At 44.4% G+C, this 24,138-nt stretch carries 24 protein-coding genes; 12 read left to right on the plus strand and 12 right to left on the minus strand.

The genetic code is table 11. The features are described from left to right. Positions 1–1,547, minus strand: a 1,547-nt coding sequence (gene cas3, locus QUA45_RS21475) for a type I-D CRISPR-associated helicase Cas3' (protein WP_333222062.1), incomplete at its 3' end; no start/stop codon positions are given. Positions 1,548–1,635: 88 nt separating this feature from the next. Here cas3 and QUA45_RS21480 point away from each other — a divergent pair. Continuing rightward, a complete protein-coding gene (locus QUA45_RS21480) occupies positions 1,636–2,511 on the plus strand; it encodes a WYL domain-containing protein (RefSeq protein WP_333222063.1) in 876 nt (291 codons plus the stop codon). Positions 2,512–2,683: 172 nt separating this feature from the next. Here the strand turns inward: QUA45_RS21480 and QUA45_RS21485 are convergent, their stop codons facing one another. Then, on the minus strand, positions 2,684–2,899 hold the full coding sequence (locus QUA45_RS21485) for a hypothetical protein (RefSeq protein WP_190731630.1): 216 nt from the start codon (positions 2,897–2,899) through the stop codon (positions 2,684–2,686). Between the two features lie 264 nt (positions 2,900–3,163). Between QUA45_RS21485 and grxC the strand changes: the two genes are divergently transcribed. Further along, positions 3,164–3,478 (plus strand): glutaredoxin 3, encoded by a 315-nt coding sequence (gene grxC, locus QUA45_RS21490; RefSeq protein WP_333222071.1) that lies wholly within the window; start codon positions 3,164–3,166, stop codon positions 3,476–3,478. A gap of 110 nt (positions 3,479–3,588) precedes the next feature. Here grxC and menD read toward each other — a convergent pair whose 3' ends face one another. Next, on the minus strand, positions 3,589–5,529 hold the full coding sequence (menD, locus tag QUA45_RS21495; protein WP_333222064.1) for a 2-succinyl-5-enolpyruvyl-6-hydroxy-3-cyclohexene-1-carboxylic-acid synthase: 1,941 nt from the start codon (positions 5,527–5,529) through the stop codon (positions 3,589–3,591). A gap of 73 nt (positions 5,530–5,602) precedes the next feature. Between menD and QUA45_RS21500 the strand changes: the two genes are divergently transcribed. Next, positions 5,603–5,902 (plus strand): antibiotic biosynthesis monooxygenase, encoded by a 300-nt coding sequence (locus QUA45_RS21500; protein WP_333100211.1) that lies wholly within the window; start codon positions 5,603–5,605, stop codon positions 5,900–5,902. Positions 5,903–5,954: 52 nt separating this feature from the next. Here QUA45_RS21500 and QUA45_RS21505 read toward each other — a convergent pair whose 3' ends face one another. After that, the gene (locus QUA45_RS21505; RefSeq protein WP_333146079.1) at positions 5,955–7,388 is read right to left on the minus strand and encodes an isochorismate synthase; all 1,434 of its coding nucleotides are present in this window, start codon (positions 7,386–7,388) and stop codon (positions 5,955–5,957) included. A gap of 383 nt (positions 7,389–7,771) precedes the next feature. Between QUA45_RS21505 and menA the strand changes: the two genes are divergently transcribed. From menA to QUA45_RS21525, 4 genes are all read left to right on the plus strand, one after another. Continuing rightward, positions 7,772–8,668, plus strand: coding sequence for a 2-carboxy-1,4-naphthoquinone phytyltransferase (menA, locus tag QUA45_RS21510; RefSeq protein ID WP_333100213.1), 897 nt, complete (start codon positions 7,772–7,774; stop codon positions 8,666–8,668). A gap of 142 nt (positions 8,669–8,810) precedes the next feature. Beyond that, positions 8,811–9,611, plus strand: a complete 801-nt coding sequence (gene menH, locus QUA45_RS21515; RefSeq protein ID WP_333222065.1) for a 2-succinyl-6-hydroxy-2,4-cyclohexadiene-1-carboxylate synthase — start codon at positions 8,811–8,813, stop codon at positions 9,609–9,611. An 11-nt stretch (positions 9,612–9,622) separates the two neighbouring features. Continuing rightward, positions 9,623–10,663, plus strand: a complete 1,041-nt coding sequence (locus tag QUA45_RS21520) for an o-succinylbenzoate synthase (RefSeq protein WP_333100215.1) — start codon at positions 9,623–9,625, stop codon at positions 10,661–10,663. A 69-nt stretch (positions 10,664–10,732) separates the two neighbouring features. Then, a complete protein-coding gene (locus QUA45_RS21525) occupies positions 10,733–12,172 on the plus strand; it encodes a 2-succinylbenzoate--CoA ligase (protein ID WP_333222066.1) in 1,440 nt (479 codons plus the stop codon). Positions 12,173–12,209: 37 nt separating this feature from the next. Here the strand turns inward: QUA45_RS21525 and QUA45_RS21530 are convergent, their stop codons facing one another. From QUA45_RS21530 to QUA45_RS21545, 4 genes are all read right to left on the minus strand, one after another. Further along, positions 12,210–13,181: a putative 2-dehydropantoate 2-reductase gene (locus QUA45_RS21530; protein ID WP_333222067.1), complete on the minus strand. Its 972-nt coding sequence runs from the start codon at positions 13,179–13,181 to the stop codon at positions 12,210–12,212. A gap of 76 nt (positions 13,182–13,257) precedes the next feature. Further along, complete coding sequence (locus QUA45_RS21535; RefSeq protein WP_333146068.1) at positions 13,258–13,683, minus strand: thioesterase family protein; 426 nt, start codon at positions 13,681–13,683, stop codon at positions 13,258–13,260. Positions 13,684–13,836: 153 nt separating this feature from the next. Beyond that, a complete protein-coding gene (locus QUA45_RS21540) occupies positions 13,837–14,283 on the minus strand; it encodes a tellurite resistance TerB family protein (protein WP_190739853.1) in 447 nt (148 codons plus the stop codon). Positions 14,284–14,520: 237 nt separating this feature from the next. Then, a complete protein-coding gene (locus QUA45_RS21545; protein ID WP_333222068.1) occupies positions 14,521–15,825 on the minus strand; it encodes an ATP-binding protein in 1,305 nt (434 codons plus the stop codon). A 126-nt stretch (positions 15,826–15,951) separates the two neighbouring features. Here QUA45_RS21545 and QUA45_RS21550 point away from each other — a divergent pair, with 126 nt between their 5' ends. After that, positions 15,952–16,275, plus strand: a complete 324-nt coding sequence (locus QUA45_RS21550) for a TMEM14 family protein (RefSeq protein ID WP_333068784.1) — start codon at positions 15,952–15,954, stop codon at positions 16,273–16,275. 493 nt (positions 16,276–16,768) lie between these two features. On the opposite strand, the gene QUA45_RS21555 is transcribed toward QUA45_RS21550, so the two are convergent. Then, positions 16,769–17,683 carry a hypothetical protein gene (locus tag QUA45_RS21555; RefSeq protein WP_333100223.1) on the minus strand — a complete coding sequence of 305 codons (915 nt, stop codon included), beginning with the start codon at positions 17,681–17,683 and terminating at the stop codon, positions 16,769–16,771. A 191-nt stretch (positions 17,684–17,874) separates the two neighbouring features. Here QUA45_RS21555 and QUA45_RS21560 point away from each other — a divergent pair, with 191 nt between their 5' ends. Beyond that, entirely contained in the window at positions 17,875–19,287 is a 1,413-nt protein-coding gene (locus QUA45_RS21560) for a hypothetical protein (RefSeq protein ID WP_333100224.1), read from the plus strand. A gap of 159 nt (positions 19,288–19,446) precedes the next feature. On the opposite strand, the gene QUA45_RS21565 is transcribed toward QUA45_RS21560, so the two are convergent. Further along, positions 19,447–21,948, minus strand: coding sequence for a protein kinase domain-containing protein (locus QUA45_RS21565; protein ID WP_333100225.1), 2,502 nt, complete (start codon positions 21,946–21,948; stop codon positions 19,447–19,449). After that, positions 21,942–22,346 carry a hypothetical protein gene (locus tag QUA45_RS21570; RefSeq protein WP_333100226.1) on the minus strand — a complete coding sequence of 135 codons (405 nt, stop codon included), beginning with the start codon at positions 22,344–22,346 and terminating at the stop codon, positions 21,942–21,944. Before QUA45_RS21570 ends, QUA45_RS21565 begins: the two co-directional genes overlap by 7 nt. Before the next feature lie 331 nt (positions 22,347–22,677). Between QUA45_RS21570 and QUA45_RS21575 the strand changes: the two genes are divergently transcribed. From QUA45_RS21575 to QUA45_RS21580, 3 genes are all read left to right on the plus strand, one after another. Continuing rightward, on the plus strand, positions 22,678–23,013 hold the full coding sequence (locus QUA45_RS21575) for a glycosyltransferase family 2 protein (RefSeq protein ID WP_333100228.1): 336 nt from the start codon (positions 22,678–22,680) through the stop codon (positions 23,011–23,013). 68 nt (positions 23,014–23,081) lie between these two features. After that, complete coding sequence (locus tag QUA45_RS29245; RefSeq protein WP_445251066.1) at positions 23,082–23,168, plus strand: hypothetical protein; 87 nt, start codon at positions 23,082–23,084, stop codon at positions 23,166–23,168. 67 nt (positions 23,169–23,235) lie between these two features. Continuing rightward, a complete protein-coding gene (locus QUA45_RS21580; protein ID WP_333222069.1) occupies positions 23,236–23,778 on the plus strand; it encodes a glycosyltransferase in 543 nt (180 codons plus the stop codon). A 114-nt stretch (positions 23,779–23,892) separates the two neighbouring features. Here QUA45_RS21580 and QUA45_RS21585 read toward each other — a convergent pair. Further along, the coding region (locus QUA45_RS21585) for a hypothetical protein (protein ID WP_333222070.1) at positions 23,893–24,138 on the minus strand (246 nt) is incomplete at its 5' end.

Genomic DNA, 24,138 nt, shown 5'->3' on the forward strand with positions numbered 1-24,138 from the left:
CGAAAACTTCGAGCCTCCTCAATAATTTTCTTTTTCTCTTTTTCCATACAGCGGAAAAGCTGCGCTCGCATCTGTTTAATCGTAACTCCCAAAGCCTGCTCAATATCTGCTGCAAAATTATCCGCTGCTTCGGGATACTTGGTTTTCATCTGATAATTTTTTTCCAACTCTAAATGCACGCAAGCTGACTGAATTTCGCCCCACCGTTTGGGATACTGTCGAAACTCGTTGACATAGCCGTAATGCTGGCGGATAGCTTCGGAAAAACTAATGCGATCGCGCGTTTCGCCATCTTGCAACGGGTGGTTCTCCGCCTCAAACAGCCTCTCTACAATAAAGTTTGGTAGCAAAGCATAAGCCTGATAAATGTCAAAGCCTGGATGTCTGCCCAACCTGCCGAAACGCTGAATAAAATTCCCCGCATCCGCTGCTTCAAATACTAAGAAGTTAATCCGAAAGTCAACCCCCACATCAATTGTCGATGTTCCTAAAAGTAAGTCAGCATCTTCAACAGATTTAGATTTTTCTGTCTCGCCAGTTAATCCAGTATTTTCTCGGACTTTCAATCCCAGCGGTTCAAAAATTGCTTTAAACTTAGGGATTAAGGTTTTAACAGCCGCGATCGAGTTCAGGATAATTGCGCCTTTACTCCCAGGATTATCTTGAAAGAATTTCAAAACAGTTGTTTCGGCATTTTCGACAATCCAATTGTAACTGGAACGCAGGTTTGGTTCTAACTTTTGCGGAAAAGTCAAGTTAATCGGATAACTAATCTGTCGCCAGTTGTCGTCGGCTGCAAACCGATAACCTCCCTGCTTGACCGGATCGATAACCCGATACTTTAATCCAGCTTTAGATAAAAACTCCTCCAATAAATCGTTTGGTGTAGCAGAGAGGAATAAAAACTTTTTGCCTGGAACCGTGTGTTTAATTAACAAGATGGCATTGATGATGCTGGCAATTTGGGGAGATGAGAAGATGTGGAATTCGTCAAAAACAAAGAGTTTGTAGGTGTCGTCAATCTTGGCAAATAGGCGATCGGGGTTATCTCCTTTACCTTCTTTGTTGCGCCGCAAATAGCGGAAGTCGTGGATGTAGTGGAATATATCGGGATTTGTCAGTAAAATTTCTGAGTTGTCCGCGCGATCGCACAATCCTGCTAATTTTGAAGAAAGTTTATTTGTCGCAATAAAATCTTCGAGAATTGCTGCATTCAAACGATAAATCTGCGGGTCGTTTTCCGGTTTAAACTGCGCTTTGTAGCCTCTTACCTGTTTTTCCTGATCTCGTGCGAGTTCATTTGTCGGGTACATTGCTAAAGTGTACGTGCGATTGGTCACGGCTGCCAAAAAAGCTGCTAAACTTTTACCGTCCCCTGTCATCGCTGTATTGAAGACAACATCAATGGTTGGGTCTTGCAGTGCTTCGTAGGTTTCGACTTGATGCTGCGAGAGCCCGTCCCAGCCCGGAGGTAAGGTAATGCCTGATGGAAGCGTCTGGGCGGGACGTGAGTACACGGGTTTTAGCCGAATAGTGTAGGCTGTCATGGTTATCTGCCTGTAGCTTGATGTAATCTGTAATTAGATTAAACCTACAATGACACAAATTTCTAAAAAGTGCAAGTATATTTAAAAAATGCCGCGAAAAAAAGAAGCACTCACCCTTTCAGTCCCGCCGGAAACCAAGGAACAGCTAGAGGCGATCGCCCTTCGCCTCGATATCAAATGGGGCAAAAGTCCCAGCGTATCGGGGTTATTGGTCGCGATCGCCCAGCACAAGTTAGAAGTTGGTGAACCCTTCACCCTCAACTCCACCGAAGTCGCAGCCTTACAACAAGCTGCTAAACTCCTTGTTGATTCAGGTCATCTTCGAGACGCAGAAGTCCTGGCAGCATTAATGTTAGATCGGGGCAATCTTGATGCTCCCCTGCGTCAATCAATTCTGCAACTGGTTAGTCAACCCAGCGAGGGATGGCGTCCCCGCGTGGATCAGCTCAGGAAGGCTCAACAGCCATTTCACCTCCTCTACCGCAATAACCAAGGAGAGGACTTAGAGTACACCGTGCGATACGCCGAGGTGTCTTTTGAAGAAAAACGCTTTTACCTCAACATCTGGTGCGAAGAGACTGATGACATCAAAAATCCCGATTTTGCGGAACTCATCCACAACCGCTGTCTGCGCTTCGACAACATCAAAGCGATCGTCCCTATAAGTGGACACTGGCGGTGCGAAGGCTTAGATTATCTATTAGTGTACTTACACTTTCGGGGCGGACTGATCAAAGCCTATGAACACAGAGTGGACAAGGATATTCAGGATGAAGTCTTAGGAGAGGGGAAAACCAAGGTGCGACAAGTTGTGCGGCGCGTTTCCAATCCCTTTTGGCTGATTCGGGAGGTATTCCGTTACGGCGAAGATTGCGTCATTGTGTCTCCAGACAGCGTGCGCGATCGCTTCCAACAAAAACTGATCGCCCTCTGCCGCCAGTACAACCTGGAAATCCGCGATTAGATCAAAAAAAGCAGCCGGTAAAGGCTACTTTGACAAATAAACCGTTGTTGAGTTAGAGGAGAAAACTTTAAATCGAATTCAAATTACCGCTGTTTCCACTCCTGCCTGAGTTTCCACTATTTCCATCTACCGCTGACTCACCTTGCCTTCAGAACAAAACTTCAAATCCCGATTAGAATGCTGCTGAAAGTTCGTTGACTACTTTCACCCGGCCTCTGAGCACCGCCCGCAGCAAGCGGTTGACACAGCCTCTGTCTTCGTCATTCAGAGAGTCGTCGAAGGTGGCGGCCATCAAACCGTAGCGATCCGCCAGAGTCAAAACGCCTGTATCGGTTACAGAAGCGAGGATTTCAGAGATAGCGCCGGGAAGGAGTTGTACGGGGTGCATGGCAGTGCGGTTGAATTCGATATATTTATCATCTTCTGGTTTCCTCAAAAGATCGGTGATATTAATGAGGCCGCGAATGTGATTCTCTAGGGTGAAAGCAAGTGATCCGAGTAGAGTAAAGTTGTGACTTGGGTCACAGGGGCACAGGTTGCCACAGGCAATTCCATCCCGCGCCGATTTTTGGGTAGGACGTGGGGCTGACGGCATTTCGCTAAAATGATCGTTAATGCCCCAACCAGTTTAATTTTTACCCCAGTACCGAAAATGCTTGATTTTCTCAATCCCATCTTGGGCCGCAAGCCCGATCGCATCAAAGCCAATGTGGAAATCTATACTTGGCAAACCTGTCCCTACTGCATCCGCGCCAAAACTTTGCTGTGGTGGAAAGGCGTAAATTTCACGGAATACAAAATTGATGGCGACGAAGCGGCTAGAAAAGCAATGGCCGATCGCGCTAACGGACGCCGCAGCGTGCCCCAAATTTTCATTAATAACCAACACGTAGGCGGCTGCGATGACATTCACAAACTCGATGCAGAAGGAGAGTTAGATCCGCTGCTAGCTCAACCAGCGGCCTAAAGAACTTCTTGTGGGGTTGGCGTCCCGCCCGCCCAAAAAATACAATTTAGATGCGGGAGTGTTGAGTAAGGGCTTTAGTCTTTAAATTTCCCAAAAAATGACTGAAGTCCTTACGACAAACCTTTGGCAAATTTACTTAGATTATCTTGCCGCCATTTAGCATCGGCGCACCTGTCTGTTTGCAATTCTAAGACGCGAATCCCGCTATTTTGCAAAAAACTTAATTTTTGTTTGAACTGTTCCCAATCGTCTATTATCTCGTGTTCCACGCCGTAAGTTGCACACAACTGAGCAAAGTTGATATGCTGCGGCGTGGCAAAAAACTCTTCAAAGGGCGGGTCAAATTTGGCAACGGGCAACATTTCAAAAATTCCGCCGCCGTTATTATTAATTAATATGATTGTCAGATGACCGACAAATTTATTTTTAATTAAAAAACCGTTCGTATCGTGCAAAAGTGTTAAATCGCCTGTTAGCATGATGCTGCTTTGATTGCGGTGAGCAACTCCCAAAGATGTTGATAATGTGCCGTCTATGCCGTTAGCGCCGCGATTGACAAAAGGTTTTATTTCTAAGTTGTTTGGCTTCCAGAAAAACTCTACATCTCTGACGGGCATACTGTTGGCAATAAAGATCGGTGTTCCCAGTGGCAAAATTTGGGAAAGCAGCCAGGAAACTTTGGGCTCGATTATGTTGTTAATTGCTGAGATTTTTTGGTCTATTGTTTGTCTGACTTGGATTTCGGTGTTGCGCCAAAGTTGGAGGTATTCGTTTGAGGGAGAGGTTAGAACCCCCCCTAACCCCCCCTTGTTTAGGGGGGGGACTTGAGTTGACTTGCTCTTGTTTAGGGGGGGGACTTGAGTTGATTCATCCTTGTTTAGGGGGGAGATTTGAGGGGAAACAGCAGGGGTAGCAGGGGCTCGATCCCCCCCTAACCCCCCCTTAATAAGGGGGGGGACAAGAGTTAATATAGTTGCGAGATTTTCTACGGAGGTTCGCAGGTGAATTGTTTTGCCGTGTAGCGGATCGAAATTGTGGTGGCTGGGGTCGATTATGTAGCGTTTTGGTTGGATTTTGTCTAGCCAGTTTCGCAGTTCTTTGCTTGTGGGTAAGTCTCCGATTTGAATGGCGATTTCTGGGGTTAATTTATCTGCTAGTTCGCGGTTTCGCAGGATTAAATCGTAGGTGGAAATTAGATGGGGGTTTAGTTGGGCGTAGTTTCTGACTGGGGATAGTCCTTCTGCTAAAACTGGCCAGTTTAAGGATTTGGAAACTTGGGCGATCGCACTACAGTATTTTTCGGCAAATTGAGGCTGGGAAACGCCTGCAATAATAATCCCTTTGCTGCACTTTTGCCACTGTTGCATGGTAATTTCTTCTCCCCCCCTTAACAAGGGGGGGCTGGGGGGGGTAGAGCTTTCTCCCGCGAAAATTGGTTCTAATCCTGCAAAGAAATGTTCGGGATTGAATTGTGTTTCTAAAGCTTCTACAGCTATGTCTGAAACGGGTACAAGCGGGTCGCGAAAGGGGATGTTGAGGTGGACGGGGCCGGGAGTTGGAAAGATCGATCGCTCCCAAGCATACACGATCGTCTGCCGCAGATAGTCTAGCATTCCTCTGGACGCAGAAGGCATCGCTAATTCGGCTTGCCAGTTCGGATAATTGCCGTATATTTTAACTTGGTCGATCGCTTGTCCGGCGTGACATTCCCGCAGTTCTGGAGGTCGATCGGCGGTGAATATTAGCAGGGGAATTCGACTTTCTCTCGCTTCTATTATAGCAGGATAAAAGTTAGCTGCTGCAGTTCCCGATGTACAAATTAGTGCTGTTGGCAAATATGATTTTTTTGCTGTTCCTAATGCAAAAAAGCTGGCTGAACGTTCGTCTAGTATGGGAATAGTTTCTATTTTTTTGTTTTGAGCAAAGGCTATTGTTAGCGGTGCCGATCGCGAACCGGGACAAATCACGGCGGTAGTTAATCCCAACCGCTGCAAAGTTTCTGCTAATACGGAAGCCCAGACGGTATTTGTGTTGCGAAAATCTATTGGCATTGCTAAACCTGAGTAGCTCAACTCTGTATTGTGCTAGGATATTATACTCAAATAATTGTCAGGATACATTTTGATGATTCTTGAGGCGGTTGTGCTGAATGTCAAATCTAGGTGTGAGAGGGATTTTGAGATAGCTTTTAGAGAAGCCTCCAGTCTGATAGCGTCTATAGATCGATATTTATCTCACGAACTTCATCGCTGCACAGAAGTTCAAGGAAAATATCTATTATTGGTGAGATGGGAACATTTAGAAGCTCATACCATTAGATTTAGGAATTCCGCTGAATATCAAGAGTGGAAAAGAATGCTTCACCATTTTTACGATCCTTTTCCCATAGTAGAACATTTTGAGGAGGTGAAGATTAAACATTAACACAGACTAAATCAATTAGCCAGACAACTCTACATTCTGCAAATTAGCTGAATTAAACTAAAGCATTTAAAAGTGGCTGCAATTTGAGCTGAATTTCTGCTAGTTCTTTTTCGGGTTCGGAACCCGCCACAATACCAGCACCAGCATAAAGTATAGCCCGATCGCCATCGATTAATGCCGATCGAATTCCCACGGCAAATTCGCCGTTGCCGGTGCGATCGATCCAGCCGAGGGGTGCTGCGTACAAAGAGCGATCGCAGCTTTCGCAGCGGCGAATTTGTTCGAGGGCAACATCTCTCGGCACGCCCGCTACCGCTGGGGTTGGATGCAGTTGAGCTAAAATCTTTAATAAATGAATATCAGGGGGAATTTGAGCTGTTATAGGTGTCCACAAGTGCTGAATGTTTGATAGTTGCAGCAGTCTGGGCACTGGGGAAAATTTGGGGGTTATGCCGAGTTTAGATAGGCGATCGACAATAAAGTCAATCACAACTTGATGTTCGCGAATATCCTTCTCACTCTCTAGCAATCCTTGGGCTAATTTCGCATCTCCCGCCTCCGTTTTTCCTCTCGGTGCTGAACCTGCTAAAGCATCTGTTAATAACTGATTGTTGTGAATGCTAATTAAGCGTTCTGGACTAGCACCGATAAAATTTTGTCCTTTGCCGTTACTGGTTGAAAATACATAGCAATCTGGATAGCTGAGGCGCAAGTTGTTTAATGAATCTATTAAACTGAAAGGGGTTTGAGAAATCACATTGATTGCTTGGGATAAAACTATTTTACTAAAATATTTAGAGGCGATCAATTCTAAAGCCGACTTGACTGATGTTTTAAATTGACTGGCATCATTGACGGGGATTTGTTTCAAAGATATCGAACTGTCGATCGCAGTTGTTAGTTTATGGTATTTGCGAGATTCAATTTTATCAAAGGTTTGCCAAATATTCTCAGCAATGTTTTTAACGTTTCGATCTTTTTCTATGATGGCGTTGGCGACGAGAATGCAGCTATCTTTCTGTCTGGCAATCTGCCATTTGGGTAAAAATATGGTGGCGGGCGGAAAGTAAGAATTAGCAGCAATGTTCTCATCAAAAAAAGCAAAGCTACAAAAAAAGTGAGGTCCGCTAAATGGCAAGCGTTCCGCACCAATGGTAATTGTATTGGCAACTGTTGAACGAATAAAGTTTTGAGCTGCCACAAAGCGATCGGTTCCTGCTACGGTGAGATGGATTGCCGAATCAAGGGCGGCAATTGCAAAACTTTTGCCGGCAATGGGGTCTCTTTTTTCAAAGTAAAAGTGCCGCTGACAAGGTTCGGAAATCTCTTGCAGTACAGCTAGCGGATCGAGGGGATAAATTTCCTGAGAAATACTAACTATTTTTGTGCGATCTTTTTCGGTTAAAGACTGCTGGCAATTTAACAGAAACTGATGCAGTTGATTGCGGTCTTGCAAGAGATTAGCGCGGTGCGGTATTACTGTCATGAAAGCGAGAATAGCAGATTTGTCAGATAGAGTGTGGGTTTGTCCGGCTAAAACCCCTATTTCGATCTAAGCACGGGAGGGCGATCGCAAAACACGACCTTTTGAGTTTCCCTCCCTGTTTGGGCTCTGTTGGGGAAAAAAACCGACCGTCGGGCGATCGAGCGAAACATTTAGACACAAAACTTTAAGATCGATCGGCTAAATTTCGCAAAAGTCGATCGACCCCTGCAGAGGTTTACAGACGGGCTACTTGCGCTGTTTGAGTACCGCCACAGCCTCTGTGTGGATGCCCCCCGCACACTCAACCCGATCGAGAGTAGACTTTGTTCACCAATAAAATTGTAAAATTACTACGCTGCTATCAATTGAATCAAGTTTGTGTAATGACAACAAAGTTAATTGAACGTCCAAATAGTAAATTGTGGCTGGCGGCAATCAAGCCGCCCATGTACAGCGTTGCTGTGATTCCTATTTCAGTAGGAACTGCAATTGCTTTTGCCGAAACTCAAACGATCAATTCGTCAATTTTTTCGACATTTTTAATTTCAGCCATTTTGATTATAGCATGGCTGAATCTCAGCAATGATGTATTTGACTCAGAAACAGGCATCGATAAAAACAAAGCGCATTCTCTAGTTAACTTAACCGGAAATAAAAATTTAATTTTCGGGCTAGCCAATCTGTTTTTAGCAGTTGGAGTGTCTGGAATCTGCGCCATAAGCTGGTGGCAAAAAGACCCAACAGTAATTTTGCTAGTAGTTTTATGCTGTGCTCTCGGCTACACTTATCAAGGGCCTCCGTTTCGTCTTGGCTATCAAGGTTTGGGAGAAATTATTTGCTTTTTCACTTTCGGGCCGCTAGCCTTCGCCGCTGCTTATTACAGTCAAAGTCAAACTTGGTCTGCCACTAATTTTGCAGCGTCGGCAATCGTGGGAATTACTACGAGTATCATCTTATTTTGTTCTCACTTTCACCAAGTTGAGGACGATTTAGGGGCGGGTAAAAAATCCCCAATTGTTCGACTCGGTACGAAAAAAGGTGCTCAGTTATTGCAGTGGTTGTGCGGCAGCGTTTATGCTTTGACTGTGCTATTTGTGGCTTTGGGAATGTTCCCAATTTGGACGTTGTTAATTTTTGGGAGTTTGCCATTTGCGATCGACCTTTGCCGCCATGTCACAGACTATCACGACCAACCGGTAAAGGTCAGCAACTCTAAGTTTATCGCAGTTACGCTGCATTTTTCGAGCGGATTGCTGCTGGCGTTGGGGTTTGTTTTGTAGATCGGGCGATCGAGAATCCCGGTAAATTGGAGGTATGGTTTGCTAAGTTGAGGGAGTTGGTGGAGTTGGCAGAGTTGGGCGACTTCTCAAAATCTTCTTTAATTCAGCAATCCGTACCTCATATTGAATCGTATAATTGTATATGGACAAATTTAATAATTATAACTTTCACTATTTTTTAACTGGCAACAAGAATCAGCAGACACTTTTATTTTTGCATGGATTCACGGGCAGCAGTCAAGACTTTAGCAGGATAATTCCGTTACTTTCTAAGAGTTATTGCTGCTTAGCAGTTGACCTTCCCGGCCACGGAAAAACCCAAGTCAACGGCGACGAAAGTTGCTACACGATGTCAAATACTGCCCAAGCATTAATCGACTTATTAGATGATTTACAAATAGACAAATGTTTGTTGTTGGGCTATTCAATGGGCGGGCGATTGGCACTTTATATGACATTACATTTTCCCGAAAGATTCGAGAAAGTAGTGTTAGAGTCAGCTTCTCCGGGATTGAAAACAGAAAAAGAGCGATCGCACCGCCTAGAAGCCGATTTACAGCTAGCACAAAAGCTGGAAAATAGCAACATTAAAGATTTTTTATTCAACTGGTACGATCGCCCTTTATTCAAATCTTTAAAAAACTCTCGTAATTTCGACAAACTCATAAAAACCCGTTTAGCAAACAATCCCTTAGAGTTAGCCAAATCACTCCGCAATATGGGAACCGGCAACCAGCCCTCTCTCTGGGAAAAACTCGCACAAAATAACATCCCTCTCCTCTTGCTAGCAGGAGAATATGATGATAAATTTATAACGATAAATACCGAAATTGCCAAATTGTGTCTGGCCGCTACTCGGGAAATTGTACCAAAAGCTGGCCACAATATCCATTTTGAAAATATCGATAACTTTGTCACAGTTGTGAGAGAATTTTATGATTAACTAAAAAACTAATGCTTTATCAATTCGAGTTTCGCACTTATCAGCGAAAATTTAAGCGCCCACTGCAAACAAGTCACGGCATTTGGGATATTCGATCGGGAATTATTCTTCGACTTGTTGGCGAGAATGGTCGAATAGGTTGGGGAGAAATTGCCCCTTTGAGTTGGTTTGGTTCCGAAACTTTTGACCAAGCTTTAGATTTTTGTCAGCAGTTGCCAGGTAATATTTCATCAGAGATGATTTTTGCTATTTCTGCTGAATTGCCGGCTTGTCAATTTGGCTTTGAGTCAGCACTATCAAACGAGCAAAATTCACCCCCCCCAGCCCCCCCTTGCCAAGGGGGGGAGAAAAGCGAACATTTAACTCACCTTTCCCAAAAGGGAGAGAAGATGCAAAAAAATAGGTTCAGCGGTTTATTGCCAGCAGGTGAAACAGCTTTGCAGGCGTTACCAATGCTTTGGTTAGAGGGATATCGGACGTTGAAATGGAAAATTGGCGTTGCTGCAATTGAGGAAGAATTAAAGATTTTTCAGCAGCTAATCCAAGAAATGCACAATTTGTGCGATCGCGAAAAAGCATTTTTGCGCTTAGATGCTAATGGGGGACTCAATTACTCGCAGGCTAAAACATGGCTGGAAGCTTGCGACAAGGTAAAAGCAACTCCCGATTTTTCTGCAGACATTGAATTTTTGGAACAGCCGCTGCCCGTAACACAGTTTCAGGAAATGGTAGAATTGAATGCTATTTATGCAACTCCAATCGCCCTTGATGAATCTGCAGCCAACCTCGATCGCATCCAAGAGTGCTACAGCCAAGGCTGGCGGGGAATTTTCGTCATTAAACCTGCGATTGCTGGTTCCCCATCCCAACTGCGAAAATTTTGTCAAACTCACAATATAGACGCTGTTTTCTCATCAGTATTTGAAACCGAAATCGGCAGACAAGCAGCATTAAATTTAGCAACACAATTGTCTTTAAACAAGAGATCACTCGGCTTCGGCACAGATTGCTGGTTTGATGACAATTATTCGATTTTAGATTGTAGATTTTAGATTAGTATCACGACTAAATTAGGCGGCTTAGGTAATTGTTTTGAATCGAGAAACTTGGTGAAAGCATCTATGGCAACAAATCTAACAGTAAATATCCTGGATATCGCGGCTGGCTTGCCCGATAATTGGCTTATCGGTTGTGACAGCCGCGAATTTGCCAGAATTGTCGATCGGCTATTTCAAGAAATCACCCAAAATCCCGCACAGAAAACACCCCCAAAAATTTGCCTTGCAGAAGCAGAACCCGTGCAATTTCTGGCGAGTTTCACCGCCGCCCGCGCCGCCAAATGCCCGATTTTTCTCTGCAATCCCAACTGGGTCAAACAAGAATGGCAACAAGTCTTTGATTTAGTCCAACCAGACATATTGTTAGGACAATACCCGCTTCCCAAAAATCCCCCTATCCCAATCCGCGAAGGCGGACTTCGTTTGTATAGCGGCGAATTGCATTCGCCCGAATTCCATTCGCCGACTAAAAACGGTTTTGATACGATCATGATTCCCACCGGCGGTTCTTCAGGAAAAATCCGTTTTGCCATCCACACTTGGGAAACACTAACCGCATCAGTACAAGGTTTTGAACAATATTTTCATGTTGACAAAATCAACTCGTTCTGCGTTTTGCCATTATACCACGTCAGCGGTTTAATGCAATTCATGCGTTCCTTTACTACCGGAGGAAAACTGGTCATTCAGCCATTTAAAGAATTAGAAAATGGTAAAAAAAGCAATATCCAACCCGAAGAATTTTTCATTTCTTTAGTTCCCACTCAACTGCAACGGCTGCTGCAAAACCCAGATACAGCTAATTGGCTGGGACGGTTTCGTGCTGTACTTTTGGGCGGTGCTCCGGCTTGGCCGGAACTTTTAGAAAGCGCTAGGAACTATCAAATTAAATTAGCGCCAAGTTATGGCATGACCGAAACTGCCTCACAAATTGCTACACTAAAACCCGAAGATTTTCTCGCGGGCAATAACAGTTCCGGTCAAAGTTTACCGCACGCTAAAATAACTATTCGCAGTGGCAATGGCGAGATTTTGTGCGATAATCAAATTGGAAATATTGTGGTTAATGCTAAATCTTTGGCCTTGGGTTATTATCCTGAACAATTTGGCGATCGCGAATATTTCCAATTAGACGATTTGGGATTTTTTGATAAAAATAACTACTTAAATATCGTCGGACGTAGCAGCGACAAAATTATCACAGGCGGAGAAAATGTATTCCCGGCGGAAGTTGAAGCCGTTGTGCGATCGACTAATTTAGTTGCGGATGTTGCTGTAATTGGCTTGCCAGACAAAGATTGGGGTCAAGTCGTTACGGCTATCTACGTTCCCGCTAATTCGGAAGTTACTATCAAAAATCTGCAAGCGGCAATAGAAGATAAGTTGAGCAAGTTTAAGCGACCGAAATATTGGGTTATCCTCGAACAGTTGCCGCGCAATTCTCAAGGCAAAGTTAATCGAGAACAATTGCAAAAAATTGCGATCGAATATCAATTTATGTAGGGTGCGCATTGCGCACCTTACCGCTATTTGACGTAAATTACGGCAAACCTAATAGCCTTCTCGTCTTCTCTGCTTCTTGTCTTTGAAAATCCACAAACTTCAACATTCGGTAAATTACCTCTATTTGGGGCAACTTAATACCTGCTTGCTGCGCCACCCGTATCGGATTACCAAAAATCGCCTCAACTTCCAGGGGCCGCGATTCATCATAATCGATTTTCATGCTGGTGCGGTAAGGCTTCATTTTCTCAGTATATTCGAGCATATGTGGGATAAAGTCATCGGGAATAATGCGATCGCAACTTTTGGCCGCCGCTATCACTTCCCCCATGATTTCCTTGACTAAAATCAGAGTATCGGGATTAGCCATCAGTTCATCGGTTCTGGCATCCAACACTACAGACAGCCCGTTGTAAGGAATATTCCAAACTAGCTTTTTCCACCTTGATAATAGCAAATCTTCGCTCATTTTAATAGGAATATGAGCACGTTTAAAGTCCGCAGCAATTTTGTGCAATCTATCAGTAATACCGATTGCTTTGTAGTCTTGCGCATATTCTCCGAGTGTGATAGTGCCGTAATCTAGGTGGCAGATATGACCGGGCCCAACTTTATAAGAACAGAGAAAACACAGCCCGCCAAGCACTCGGTCTGCACCGACAATTTTAGCTACTTCCGGTTCGGCATTCAATCCGTTTTGCAATACTAAAACCGCGCCGTTATCCTTTAATAAAGGAGGCAATATTTTTGGCAACAAGTGATTTTGAGTGGTTTTCAGCGCTACAATTACTACGTCGCACTGAGGCATTTTGTGTGCGTCGTGGTAGGCGCGAACATGGGGTAGGGTGAAGTCGCCTTCGGGAGAATCGACAATCAAACCGTGTTTTTTGACCCGATCGTAATCGCTGCGTAGCAAAAAATTGACTTCTAAACCTGCTTGTTGCAGTCTAGCACCGTAGAATCCGCCTAAAGCTCCCGTACCCACAATGGCATAATTGCGATTTGACATAATATCAAAAAGTCAGGAATAATATCAACTAAACAGAAATTTGACTGTCATACCCTGCTATTATTTAAAGATAGAACTAATCGGAAATCTGAATCTCAAATTTCCTCATCCACTGCATTAAGTCTTCAGATAGCTGTTTTCGAGTTCGGCTAACTACATTTATGCAGACGTGCTTAGTAAGAGCTTTGGCTGCGCTTCTTCCTGCAACCTCGCCAGAAAATACTTGATAGACAATTTCAAATTCATCGCCAGCAACTTGTTTGGGGGTCAATTGAATCGTCAGCCGATCGCCCGCAAACATTGGGCGATAAAAATCTACACTAGCATGAATTATGGGAAAGGCAACCTCGGAATTGCTGAAAAATGCTTTGAGATTGATTCCCGATGCTGCTAGAGATGCCTCGTAAGCTTCGTGGCACATCGCCAAAACGTTAGCAAAGTAAACGACTCCAGCAGCATCGGTATCTTGAAAGCGAACAGTGCGGGTGTAAGTGAAAGGCATTTGAGGTAGTAACGGGCGATCGCAAATTCGATCGCAATTTTACCAACCATCATATCGGTAAACCCGCACTTTGGGAGAAGTTATCACCTAAGTAAGTAGGCGCTAATTTTTTATATTGTAAAATTCGCCCTCCTCACTCCTTCCCCTTCTTTCTTAACCTTTGTTCTTAATCAACATCACGTCTATAATCTTCAGGGCAATATCTTCGGAAAGCCCCAAGGCACTGTAAAGATCGTTCAAAAGTTGTTCTTCTTCTTCTGAAACCTCGCCATCGGCTAAAGCGATATCAGTTGTCACAGCAAAAACAGTTTCTTTAAGTTCGTCGGGAAGCGTTGCTAAAGCCGCATTAAACAGTACCTCAACTCCTTGGCGTTGCAGAATCATCAGCAGGCGATCGAGCATTTTTCTCATCACGTCATCGGGATAACTGCGGAACAGTTGCATCCGAGATAGCGTCATGCTAATCGCTTTACTTTCGCTGTCATTGATGTAACCGTCGGCTGCTACAGCAATTAGCGCGATCGCCGCAAATGCTTCGGCAGGTCCTAACGTTACGTCCGTTTCTTGGCGAGTCTGCGATACTTTATCAAATAAACCCATGATATTTTCCTCATTATTTAGTGGTCGATTTAGGGAGTCAGGATGGGTTCTGGCTCTGGAGGTTTCTTTGGGGATTTTGATAATTATATCAAATTTTGTTAGTTAGTTGTTATCAATAAAATTATGAAAAAATTAAGAATTTTTATTTCGCCCTTGGGTGCTGTAAGGGCGGGTTGATTCCTATCCTGAATTGCCTTCCCATATATCGGCTAAAACCCGCCCTAGATCGCAGACTATCTATTTGTCAAAAAGGGCTAAATCTGCTTTCAGGAAATCAACAAACTGCCGCGCAGTCCTCCCCGATCGCCCGTTGCGACGAGTTGCCCATTCTTTAGCGCGGTGCTCCAAATCATCGGGAGCGAGTTTGATTCCAGCAAGTTTTGCCAGATGTCGGACAATTGTTAAATAAGTGTTTTGATCGGCCGGTTCAAAAGTTAAAGTCAAGCCAAATCGATCGCTAAAGGAAAGTTTTTCCTGCACCGTATCCCAAGCGTGAACTTCGTCTCCATCGCGGGGGCGAGGCCTGTCGTCAAAAAACTCTCGAATTAAATGCCTGCGGTTAGATGTTGCGTAAACTACCACATTTTGAGAGCGAGCAGTGACATTTCCTTCCAAAACAACTTTCAGAGCTTTAAAAGCATCATCATCTTCTTCAAAGGAAAGGTCGTCTACAAAAATAATAAACTTTTGAGGAACTCCCCGCAACTGCTCGACAATTAGCGGTAAATCTTGTAAATCTGATTTAGATACTTCAATCAAGCGCAGATTGCGAGATCCAAATTCATTTAACAGCGACTTCACCAAAGAAGACTTGCCCGAACCGCGGCTCCCGTACAGCAAAACGTGCAAAGCCGGATAACCTGCCAACAAAAACTCCGTATTTTTCACCAGAGCATCCCGCTGCCAATCGCAGCAAACCAACTCTTTTAAAGTTATGCGATCGGGATGCGAAATACTCGCAAACTGCCCTCTCCGCCACGCAAAAGCGCGATATTCAGCAAACAAACCCGTGCCAAACTGTCGGTAATAAACTGCCAAAGATTCCGCCGCGCTCGACCATTTTTCTAGTTTCCCGTGCAGCGGCAAATCTCCCGGTTCTGCTACAGTTTCTGAATGCCAAATCGGAGGCACTGCGTCAAGTTGACCCGCTACCCGCACCCACTTGCTCAACTGTTCGCTGCTGCATTCGTAAATATTTTGCAGCACTTGTAAATCATGCCTGGCGGCCTCCACCAAAGCGGGGGGCAAACTTGCAAAATCTGTTTGCTGTGCTTGTCGTGAAAAGGGGTTTTCGTCTTTGAGAATTTCGGAAATCAGAGAATCTTTCCAGCTCAGATTTTTAGCAGCCTGAACTTTGAACCAGTTCCCGTAAGCTACCTGACATTCCAAACCGCTGACTTCGCTGTGGTGGAGGGCTTGCAGCAAATCCAGAAAAGCTTGACCTGCGGGGCTTTTGAGAACTGACTGATACAGCAGCAGGGAGGCTGCTTGGCGCTGGAGGTAACGGATTTGGGCGATCGCAGCAGAAGTTAGGGCTGACATAATGGCAATTGTATAACAGTTACATATCCTGACTGGCTTTAATAAATTTTCTAACAATTCGTGACACTAATTGCAGGCCGCGCTGTATAAATTTAGATGCAAAGAGTCAATGCAGGAGGATTAAAAATGAATTTAGGTACAGCAGCGGCGATCGGCTACGGCATTTTAACACTGGTTGGCGGCATCATGGGTTATATCAAGGCCAAAAGCCAAGCCTCGCTCATTTCGGGCTTGATTAGCGGTTCGCTGCTAATTTTTGCCGGCACCGCCCAGCTTATGGGACAAAGTTGGGGTTTAACATTAGCAGCAGCCATCTCCGCTGTTTTAGTAATAGTCTTTATTGTGCGCCTGGTTAAAACTCAAAAATTCATGCCGGCAGGAATGCTAATTTTAGCTAGCTTAGCGTCTTTGGGCGCGATCGTTTACGAACTCAGCGGTCAATATCAATAGTCATTCGATTTTAGATTTTAGATTTTAGATTTTAGATTTTAGATTAACTCCCCAGCCTTGAGTGGGAGGTTAAACTAAAGTCTAATTTTTTTATTTTCCTGGCTTATACCACGTCTGACAAGTACGCGAGTAGGGACACCGCATTGCCGTGTCCGGTGTGGGGATATGCGACAATTAATAATTGGTATAATTATCAGATGCTGCGGTTGGAACCGCCACTACACTTGCCTCTATTCCGAGGGAAAAACTAAAGAATCATAGAGTATTAAAGCCTGATGGGGTATCAGCCTGTATTACTAATTACCAACTACCAATGACTAACGACTAGAACTCTGGCAAAAATACAAAGCACCCCACCCCAACCCTCCCCTAATTTAAGGGGAGGGGGCAAGATTATTGTTGTTTCCCTTGTTAATCAGGGGAAGGGGGGACTTGCGGGGGGTGAATTTGACTTTTGCAAGAACTCTACTGATGACTGATGACGAATCACTAATCACTGATGACTAATAACTGCATCAATATACTGCTGGACTTCCCTGAGTTGCTGCCGCTGGCATTCGATCCAATCTTTTTCCGCCGCTCGCTGTTGGGCTGTCTCTTGCTGATAACGCGCCTGCTTCTCTAAAAGATTATTGTAGAACTTCATCGCTTTTTCTACTGTTTCAATAGCCAGTTTTATACGCTCTTCAAAAATCTCTAAAATCAACTTATCCATGATCGATCCAAGCACTTTACAAGACTCTTCAAAATCTACCAAACTGATTTCCATCTTGCTTTTATGAACCAAAGTATCTACAGTATCTTTCAGTATTTCTCTAAAACTCTTCATATAAGAATCCGGCAAGTATTTCAGTGGCTCCGTAAACTTCGATAGAATCTCTCCCCCTATTGATTGGAGACGCTCTCTAAATTTCAACTGACTGTTTAGGTCGAAGCATTCAATACAAACTTCAATTTTTTCTATATCAATAGATTGTAATTCTTTAAAAATTAAACTTAGTTCATGTTCCATAATTAAACTCACTCGCTCGATCTGGGCATCAACCTCATTCCGCAACTCTTTGTGCAAATTATCTTTTTCAAAAAAACCAATAGTATCTCTTTGAAATACTTGAGGGCTTTTATCCCACAAAAACCACTGATTTTTTAACTTGGTCGCCTTGTCGCTCCAAGATTTGCGAACTTTAGCAACAGCATCATATTTGCCTTGTTTTCCTAAACTGCGAATTCTCACATCGCATCCGCTTAGTTCGCCCATTTGCTCCCACACATCAACAGCAGATGCTCCAGCAATTCTCGGCTTACTATTCCAGACATCCTCAGCCTGAGATACATCTTTGAAACATACCTGAAGTAAGCTCTTGAGTCTGAGGGCAGATTGCTTAATTTCCTCAATACAAGGTTCCACATCTAAGCTGAGTTGGGTAGCTGACTGTTTAATCTCCACGGATTGATATTCGTTTGCCAACAATCGATCGCTAAATTGGGTAATAGCCTGGAATACCTTGAGATACTCATTCATTTCCTTTCATCCCTCGTTTCCCTAAACAGCATACAATACAGAACATCTGCCTTTTTGAATGCACGCTGAGTCACAACATGGATTATCTATTCACCCCTGCAACTCAGGCTCGACTCAATAGTGGCAACCTCGTACAGCCTGCTGTCAAAACAGGAAAATTGCTCCCTGCTGCTAGAGATCCCGTGACAGGGGAGTTTGTGGAGATCGCAAAAATCTTTTATCAATCAACAAGTGGAACTCTATCCGATCGCGGAGTTATAGGATTGCTCGCACAGTTAGCCGGAGGTGGCCCCATACAGCCGCTGGTAGCTCCCGTGTACGTGACATTGGCGCCGTTGCAGGTGGCTCACACTCACCAGGGGTTTCAAAAAATATACAGAATGCTTAACTGTCTGAAAATTAATTTGGCAGTTATGCAAGCGACTGCTGCTGTCATTGGTATTGGCACTGTATCGAACACAGTTTTGTCCGCAGTAAACCTCAACCAAGTATTAAAAATCCGAGAAGAGGCAAAGCACCAGAAGCTAAAAATTAAAGACGGGTTTATCGATCTCAGACACATCCTCAAAGATAGGGGAGTAGAGGTAATCCAGCAGATTTTTAAGGTTGCTCACGACTCTAGTTTTGAAATGCACCGCCAGAAACTGGTTAACGGTTACGATATTTTTTCTAAAGCTATTAAACGCTGTCAGTCAGCCCTAACAGTGCCAGATATTAAACTTCGGAATTACGAAATTAATAGCGGGCGGGATATGCTGTTTGAGGCTTTAAAAATTTATGATAATCCTAGTTTGTTGGAGGGGTTGTGTTCTGCCGGACAGCTCAGGCAAATGGAATGTGTTTGGGCGATCGAGCAGGCGATCGGCGTTACGTTTCACTTGCAGCGCGCCTACGATATGGTGAGCGATCGCCTGCTGGAACTCCAATCAAAAATTCGTCAAAATCTTCTAACTGTTGTTAAAGGATGTCAATCCGAACCACAACTAGATTTTTTATTTCCTGAAGTTACTAGGATTCTCGGTCATGATTTAAGTGTAATAGAATTTTGGCAAAATGAGGTTGATTGGATGCAAACTTTGTCTCCAAAAGAGCAGCATCAGTTAGCTAGTTTAGATAAACTCACCGGCGATAGTTTAAAAAGCAGCGTGTACACTAAATTCGCGGTATTAGCTGCGGAAGCTTCCCTTTATGAAACTTTAAAGCAAAAGTCTCACTTTCTCTCCTTGCGCGACCAGCTAACCTTCGCTTTGTCGCCGGAAATCCGCCGGGGATACCAAGTTTATATCAGCCAACAGGCGATCGCTACTGGCTATCCAGCTTTAGCTGCCTCAAATTGGCAAGAAATATCCGATTTAACTGTGGCTAACCTCTACTACTTTTTTCAAATTCGAGAGGAATCAACTGAAAATTATCCAACTGACGACCAATTAGAAACGCCTTATTGGCGCTTTCCCCAAACCTTAAAAAACGAGCTTAATCTTAGCAATTAAATTACCAGTGACTAATGGATACTGTTGACTGTTGACTGACTTATTCAGTCCTGGACACAAGTTTTCAATTGTTACACTATCTGTATTAGTAAAGCGCGCACTTCGCACCCTACAAGTATAGTCTGTGCGTCAAGGAATATTTTTCCTTCTTCCTTCTGATTACCTCAGCCACAACTTAATAGTATTGTCTTTAGAACCGCTAGCAATAGTTTTGCCATCAGGACTAAAAGTCACCACATAAACCTCATCGGAATGTCCAGTCAAAGTATTCAGCAACTCTCCGGTAGCAAAATCCCAAATTTTAATAGTTTTATCCTTGCTCCCGCTCGCAATAAACTTCCCGTCCGGGCTGATAGCAACCGAGACAATATCGTCAGAATGTCCCTTGATAGAGCGAATTAAATCTCCTGTTTCGATATTCCATATCTTTATAGTTTCATCGTAGGAACCGCTAACAATTGTCTTGCCGTCCGGGCTAACCGCAACCGACCTCACCGCGTCGCCGTGTCCCTCAATAGTTTTGAGCAACGCCCCTGTTGCGACATCCACAACTGTAATTTTTTTATCCTTAGAAGCGCTAACCAAACTTTTTCCATCGGGAGTGAAAGCAACAGAATAAACAAAATCTGTATGGTCGGGAAAATTCTGAATCAAACTGCCAGTTGCTGCATCCGAAATCTTCGTGGTTTTGTCTCCGCTGCCGCTAGCTACAAGCTGTCCGTCGGGGCTCAGAGCGACAGACCAAACAGAAGCAGTGTGGTCGAGACTGCGAATCACTTGCCCTGTTTTTAAATCCCACAGCATGACTCGCCAAAAACCTGTTCCAGTCGCGAGTCTCGTACCGTTTGAATCGAAAGCAACCGACCAAATGGTGGAGGAATCTCCTGGAAAAGTGCGGAGCGATTTGCCTGTAGCTAAATCCCAAATTTGGATGGTTTTGTCTTTAGAACCGCTGGCTAACATTAAGCCGTCTGGACTGAAAGCAACAGATCCAACTGCATCTGAATGCTGAGCGAAATTTTTGACTTTGGCGTTCTTCCACCGCAGACCTGCTTGGCACTGTTCCTGTAAGTTTTTAGCAGACGCATAGCTAGTGGAAGTGCTGGCAATAGTTGGTATTTGGCTGATACACTCTTCATAATTGCTGGCTTTATAAAGACTTTCAATTTGATTGAGCTGTTGGGATTCTTGCTGGACTCGCTGCTGCCATTCTTGCCACTTGAGATATCCGTAAATTCCGCCGATCGCAGCTAAGATGGCTGCAATTGTTGCCCCGGCGAGATAAGGATTGAATTTGCGAGTTTCTTTGGGGACAAGCACTGCTGCGCTGCCGATCGAGAAATCGGTTTTTCCGTTCAGATTTACCTGCGAGGATACTGCCGGACTTGCCTGCAATTCGAGTTGAGGGGCGCTGCTGGCTGGTGGCCCACTGGGGTTGCGGTGTCCCTCCAAAACTGTGGAGATCGCCTTGTACAATTTAGCGAATAAAGATTTAGGAACGACTAATTCTTCGATTTTCGCGGCATCTTCGTCGGTAAGCCCTAAAACTTGCTGCAAGCGTTTTAATTCGTCGCGAGTTTCCTGAGAAAAGGGATATTCTTGCTGCATTGCTTCTTGCAGTGATTGTTCGTAGCGTTCGCCTTTTTGCCTGTATTTGCGGTAAGGGTTCAATACCTCATCTTCAATCGCCTCTGCTTCTTCTGGCAGTAATTCCAAACTGACGCGCAGTTCATCTAATATTCTACGACCGACGACTGTAATATCACCCCGGCTGCTGCTGCGCCGATCGACTTCTTCGCGATATATTGTCAGCTTGGGAATCCGTGCCCGCGAGCGATCGCCAATTTTCCTCAAATCTGCTAAAGCTTCCGCCGCCGACTGGTACCTCTCCCGAAAATCGTAGCGCACCATATTGTCCAAAACATCAGCCAGCGCTTGGGAACAGGTGGCTAAATGCCGCCAAACAATTTCGCCTTTATTAGAATTTTTCAAATCCCGCAGTTTCGGCAAATCGTAAGCCGGCAAACCCGTCATTGCTTGGATGCCAATCATTCCCAAAGCGTAGATATCGCTGTTGAGTTGCGGGTTGTATTGAAATTGTTCGATCGGCATATATTCCAGAGTGCCAATCCGCACAGTTACCGGCGCTTGTCTTTGAGCGATGTGAATTTCTTTCACCGAGCCAAAGTCGATTAAAACTAACTTGTTATCTGAATAGCGGCGGATTAAATTTGCCGGTTTAATATCTCGGTGAATTACTCCCTGTCCGTGTACAAACACTAAAATTTCTAACAGTTCCTTCAGCAAAGCAATCATCTTTTCTTCGCTTAGAGGTTTGCCCGGTACAATCTCAGTTGATAGCGAGTGACCGGCAACAAAAGATTCTACTAAGAAAAATTCTTCATTTTCTTCAAAATAAGCGAATAGCTGAGGAATTTGGTCGTGTTGACCGAGCTTTTCTAGAACTTCTGCTTCTTTTTGAAAAAGACGGCGCGTAGTATTAATTAATTTTGGTTCGGTGGTACCGGGACGCAGGTGCTTGACAAAGCACTGCGGTTCTCCCGGACGGCGAATATCTTTGGCAAGATATGTTTGTCCAAATTCTCCTGTTTCTATGACTTCAATGATTTGATAGCGTCCATCTAAAAGTTGGCTCACCATGATAATAACGCAGCCTTTTTTTGGTTGATTTTCGCAAGAAACAGTTGCACTGTTGAGTCAGTTGTATAGCCTTTTTCCGGTAAATTAGGTGTTCCTGGGCATTGACCAAACAGGGCATTGGGCATTGGCAAAACAGGGCATTGGGCGGGAATAGTTGTTTCTTTCGTTCTTCTTTCTTTCCTTCTTCCGACTTCCATCGGACTTCTGCCCTCTGACTTCTTTCCTTCTGACTTCTTTCCTTCTGACTTCTGACTTCTGACTTCTAACTGAGATATTGCACGATTCTCAATTACTTGTTTAGGAACAGGCAAGATGCCTGTTCCACAATAAAACTTATTCTTTGTGGAACGGGCATCTTGCCCGTTCTTGACAATTGTGCAACATCTCAGTTCTGACATACTTTATCTTTTCAACATCTGCAAAGCTTGATATCCCAAAAAGAAAAAACCCAAAGCGCCGAGTACCGCTATCGTGTTCGCAAACACATCGACTGTAAAAAATTCGCCCATTGCAATCTCCTCTGACAACTGATATCTATCCTCGGCTTTTCGGCCGCTGTCTGGGTGAGGGGTCTTACCCCTCGGTGCTGGCGAGCCGAAAGATGCTCACAAATTATAGCAAAAGAGGCGGTCAAAATAACTTTTCGGGCGATCGACTAGCTTTTTGTTTTAATATTTTTTAATATTTAGAGAGACAAATCGTCTACCGAAAATTTCAGGTCTGTTCGCTTTGATATTGTTAACCCTGCTAATTTTTTCTCTCATTGTAAGTAGAGCTTACACTAAGAATTTGCGCCGATCGGTCAAATATGCGCCTCGAACCGACAGAAGTTCCGCCAGGCCCTCACCGGAACCGGCCGCGCAGTTCCCTAAAGTTTCGGTAATCGTACCAGCATACAACGAGGCAGAGAATATCCGGGATTGCGCGATCGCCGTGAGGGAGAGTACACCGCTGTCTGTGGACAACTTAGAAGTTTTAATTGTAGACGATCGCTCGACAGACGACACCAAGGCGATCGGGCAAACCCTGCAACAGCATCTCAACGACCCCGGCTTAAAATATTAGCAGGTCAGCCGCGACCGAGCAACCAATATTGAGCGGGTCAAAACTAGGCCTGCGCCCAAGCTATTCACATAGCAACCGGAGACTTCTTATTATTTATCGATGCCGACGTGCGACTCAAACCAGGGGCGATCGAAACCGCTATTGCAATAGCATAAACTGAGAAAATAGACTTATTCACCTGTATGCCAGCGCTGGGAAAGTGAGTGTTTTGCCGAGTAGTTAGTGCAGCCGATAATCTTCAATCACCTAGCAGTTTGCTACAACTTCACCGCCGTCAACGATCCGACAACAGACAGTGCTTTTGCGGGCGGGCAGTTCATGTTATTTAGGCGATCGGCTTACGAAAAATTTGGCGGTCACAAAGCAGTTGCCGGCGAAATTGTGGAAGATATGGAATTAGCTAGGCGCATCAAAAGTGCGGGTTTAAAGCTCGGACTTTATTCCGGGTCAAATTTGGCATCCGTGCGGATGTATCGCTCTTGGATCGCATTGTGGGAAGGCTGGACAAAGAATCTGTATCTCGGCGCTAACCGCAGTTGGGGGTTGATGGTTTACATGGCTGCAATTATGTTCTTTATTTATCCTATGCCGTGGAGAGGATTTTTCATTATTCTGAAACAAATAATTTCCGTCTTCCCTCTTTCTTCTTCTGTCTTCTCTCTTCCTTCTTCCTTCTTCCTTCTTAGTAAAAATCGTAATTTGGCACCATTACAATTTGCGCCGCTTGGTGCCGAGATTTCTGAATGTCCGACGAGATACTGGTAGTTGGGAGGTTTCGGAGGTGCGTTAGTGGCGGCAATGGCGATCGGTTCTGCGATTAAAACTGAAACTGGTTGGGGGTGGACTTGGCGCGGTAGACCTTTGCAAATTAAGAGTTAATTAAAACTTACGCATGGGGTTCCAGAAACCAGTTTTTTTTGTGATTCTCAATGACCCTTTTATGGGCGGGCAGGATGCCCACCCCACAATAAAACTCACTCTTTGTGGAACAGGCCGGAAAGCCTGTTCTTGAGAATGGTGTAATATCATGTCCGGTCGATCAACCATGATATAATCAGGAGGAACAGCACCCCCATCAAATAAAGAATGCCAAAACGAATTACGATCGCACCTCATCTGAGTCCA

Origin of the sequence: Microcoleus sp. Pol12A5 (genome assembly GCF_036701435.1) — a bacterium.
In the GTDB taxonomy this organism is placed as follows: domain Bacteria; phylum Cyanobacteriota; class Cyanobacteriia; order Cyanobacteriales; family Microcoleaceae; genus Microcoleus.

Coding starts and splice junctions, on each gene's coding strand:
- QUA45_RS21480 (WP_333222063.1), top strand. CDS start 1,636: ATGCCGCGAAAAAAAGAAGCACTCACCCTTTCAGTCCCGCCGGAAACC.
- QUA45_RS21485 (WP_190731630.1), bottom strand. CDS start 2,899: ATGCACCCCGTACAACTCCTTCCCGGCGCTATCTCTGAAATCCTCGCT.
- grxC (WP_333222071.1), top strand. CDS start 3,164: ATGCTTGATTTTCTCAATCCCATCTTGGGCCGCAAGCCCGATCGCATC.
- menD (WP_333222064.1), bottom strand. CDS start 5,529: ATGCCAATAGATTTTCGCAACACAAATACCGTCTGGGCTTCCGTATTA.
- QUA45_RS21500 (WP_333100211.1), top strand. CDS start 5,603: ATGATTCTTGAGGCGGTTGTGCTGAATGTCAAATCTAGGTGTGAGAGG.
- QUA45_RS21505 (WP_333146079.1), bottom strand. CDS start 7,388: ATGACAGTAATACCGCACCGCGCTAATCTCTTGCAAGACCGCAATCAA.
- menA (WP_333100213.1), top strand. CDS start 7,772: ATGACAACAAAGTTAATTGAACGTCCAAATAGTAAATTGTGGCTGGCG.
- menH (WP_333222065.1), top strand. CDS start 8,811: ATGGACAAATTTAATAATTATAACTTTCACTATTTTTTAACTGGCAAC.
- QUA45_RS21520 (WP_333100215.1), top strand. CDS start 9,623: ATGCTTTATCAATTCGAGTTTCGCACTTATCAGCGAAAATTTAAGCGC.
- QUA45_RS21525 (WP_333222066.1), top strand. CDS start 10,733: ATGGCAACAAATCTAACAGTAAATATCCTGGATATCGCGGCTGGCTTG.
- QUA45_RS21530 (WP_333222067.1), bottom strand. CDS start 13,181: ATGTCAAATCGCAATTATGCCATTGTGGGTACGGGAGCTTTAGGCGGA.
- QUA45_RS21535 (WP_333146068.1), bottom strand. CDS start 13,683: ATGCCTTTCACTTACACCCGCACTGTTCGCTTTCAAGATACCGATGCT.
- QUA45_RS21540 (WP_190739853.1), bottom strand. CDS start 14,283: ATGGGTTTATTTGATAAAGTATCGCAGACTCGCCAAGAAACGGACGTA.
- QUA45_RS21545 (WP_333222068.1), bottom strand. CDS start 15,825: ATGTCAGCCCTAACTTCTGCTGCGATCGCCCAAATCCGTTACCTCCAG.
- QUA45_RS21550 (WP_333068784.1), top strand. CDS start 15,952: ATGAATTTAGGTACAGCAGCGGCGATCGGCTACGGCATTTTAACACTG.
- QUA45_RS21560 (WP_333100224.1), top strand. CDS start 17,875: ATGGATTATCTATTCACCCCTGCAACTCAGGCTCGACTCAATAGTGGC.
- QUA45_RS21565 (WP_333100225.1), bottom strand. CDS start 21,948: ATGGTGAGCCAACTTTTAGATGGACGCTATCAAATCATTGAAGTCATA.
- QUA45_RS21570 (WP_333100226.1), bottom strand. CDS start 22,346: ATGTCAGAACTGAGATGTTGCACAATTGTCAAGAACGGGCAAGATGCC.